Origin of the sequence: Dietzia sp. CQ4 (assembly GCF_014145125.1) — a bacterium.
GTDB lineage: Bacteria > Actinomycetota > Actinomycetes > Mycobacteriales > Mycobacteriaceae > Dietzia > Dietzia natronolimnaea.
Window position 1 is genome coordinate 1 of record NZ_JAALDZ010000278.1, and the last position, 1180, is coordinate 1180.

Annotated in this window: 1 protein-coding gene and 2 pseudogenes; all 3 read right to left on the reverse strand. The window is 73.1% G+C overall.

Annotation, left to right across the window (positions count from 1 at the left end):
• Positions 1–197 (reverse strand): annotated as a pseudogene (locus G6031_RS14755) (hypothetical protein); the annotation flags it as partial.
• Positions 194–646 carry a hypothetical protein gene (locus G6031_RS14760; RefSeq protein WP_182645941.1) on the reverse strand — a complete coding sequence of 151 codons (453 nt, stop codon included), beginning with the start codon at positions 644–646 and terminating at the stop codon, positions 194–196. The gene G6031_RS14760 and the pseudogene G6031_RS14755, both read right to left, overlap by 4 nt.
• 71 nt (positions 647–717) lie before the next feature.
• Positions 718–1180, reverse strand: a pseudogene (locus G6031_RS14765) (hydrolase); the annotation flags it as partial.

Here is a 1180-nt window from a genome sequence, read left to right on the forward strand (position 1 = left end):
GGCCCCCAGGCCGGCGCCATCTCGACGATATGGCGGCCGCGCTCGGTGAAGACCTCCAGCGCGGCGTGGAACAGCGGCCGTCCGGGGCGGTGTTCGCGACGCGCGTGATACGACTCCCACCAGCGGCTCGTATGGATCGCGACGTGCCCACCGGCGCCGACCGGCAGCCACCACAACTCCACCCCCGTGTCGCTCACACGGCCTCCCGCACGGCCCGCGCCGCACTCAGGGACACCGGGAGATGGCCCAGGGCGAGTACGACGGCAGCCGCCGCGATCCACGGACTGCTCAGCCAGCCCGCGGCGGTGAGGAACACCATCACCGGCAGGATCGCCATCGGGGCGGGCACGCGGCGCCACCAGTACAGGGACTCGGCGTGGCGACCCGTCGCCAGATACCGGGCCCACAGGGCGTAGTAGGCGGCCAGCGCGGAGATCGCGGGAACACCCCACCACCAGACGACCGTGCCCGAGGCGCCCACCGCCGGAACCACCAGGCACAGGGCCTGTCCGGCGCGCTCGGTCCAGCGCACCGGGCCGGGCACCGACGACCGCGGAAGCGGCTCCCGAGGGGGGAAACGCGCCAACAGGAGAGACGGGGCGAGCACCGCGAGGCTGAGGATCAGGCCTTCCGGGTGGAACTCCACGAGGAGATGCTAGCGCCGCACCCCGACACACATCGGCGGTCGTGAAGTCGTCCGATCCGCCGACGTGGTGGTCAGGTCAGGTGGTCGTACTCGCCGTCGACCCACCTGGCGTACCGCTCGGCCGAGCGTCGGACGGCGGCGCCGGCGTCGCGGGGGACGCAGCCGCCGAAGTTCGCGTAGATCCGGTCGACGTCGTAGCGCGAGACGTGGTCGGCGATGCGCCGGACCACCGCGCCGGACAGGGGCATCCAGTTGGGGAACGAACGCATGAACGTGACCCAGCGCGGATCGGCGACGGTGCCGATGGTGTCGCCCGTGAACAGCACCCCCCGGCCGTCGCGCGCGGTCCAGTGGACCACCGCGCTGCCGGGGAAGTGGCCGCCGGGCTGTGAGGCCCGGACCCCCGGCAGGATCTCGATCTCCTCACCCGGGTGGCCGCCGCCCCACACCACGGTGTTGCGGGGCCGCAGACCGAGCCAGTGCTCGTCCGGTGCGGAGACGTAGACCGGGGCGTCGTCGAAGGCGGCCGACCAC